Raw genomic sequence first — 1,010 nt, 5'->3', positions numbered from 1 at the left:
TATTTAGAGCGGAAAGTCAATGGAGTTTACCGCAAAGCCGATATTTTTGAAAAACCAGTGAGCTTTTCTGTAACCTCAGTAGAAAATGTTACACCAAAAGAAGCCCTAATACACTCGTTGAATGTATATGGTAAGGTAAATTTGCCCTATATGAGTAGACTTTCTGGAGAGAGTATAGATAGTATGAAAAATGAATTAAAGGAATATCTATACTACAATCCCATAGAAATGCAGTACGAAACAGGAGAAACTTGGTTGGCAGGGAATGTAATAGAAAAGAAAGAAGCTGTTGAAAAATATTTAGAAGGATTTCCAGAACATCGAGAGGTATTAGATGCTTTAGAAGCACTTAAAAAAGTGATTCCAGAGCCTATTGCATTTGAAGAGCTGGATTTTAATCTGGGAGAGCGGTGGATTCCTATAGAGGTATATAGTCATTTTGCCTCTCATTTATTTGATACAGAGGTGCAAGTATCTTATTCCAAGACAATGGATGATTTCGATGTTCAATGTTTTAGAAAAAACACCCGTATCTATGACCAATATGCCGTAAAATCGGAAAGTAGAACTTATGATGGAATTGCATTACTCAAATATGCCCTTATCAACACCACTCCAAATATTACTAAGAAGATAAAAGTTGATGATAAAGAAGTTACGGTACCGGATATGGAAGCTATACAAATGGCAAATAGCAAAATTGATGAAATTCGTACAAACTTTTCCCTTTGGTTATTAGAACAAAGTCCAGCTTTTAAAGAACGCTTAGCAAATGAATACAATCGAATATTTAACTGTTTCGTTCGTCCGAATTATGATGGTTCGCATCAAGATTTCCCTGGTTTAGACCGTAAAGGTTTAGGCATTGAGGATTTATATAGGAGTCAAAAAGATGCTATTTGGATGATAAAGCTCAATGGAGGTGCTATTTGTGATCACGAGGTTGGTGCAGGGAAAACCTTAATTATGTGTTGTGCTGCCCAAGAAATGAAACGCTTGGGATTGGCTCA

1 protein-coding gene is annotated in these 1,010 nt (G+C 36.0%); it reads left to right on the top strand.

What is annotated here, in order from left to right; genetic code table 11:
• Window positions 1-1,010: DUF8437 domain-containing protein (locus VQ048_RS12245; RefSeq protein ID WP_503619825.1), on the top strand; the 1,010-nt coding region annotated here is incomplete at both ends.

It is taken from the genome of Bergeyella anatis, assembly GCF_036016955.1.
GTDB lineage: Bacteria > Bacteroidota > Bacteroidia > Flavobacteriales > Weeksellaceae > JAYWXI01.
This window is presented reverse-complemented; position numbering and strand designations above follow the sequence as displayed.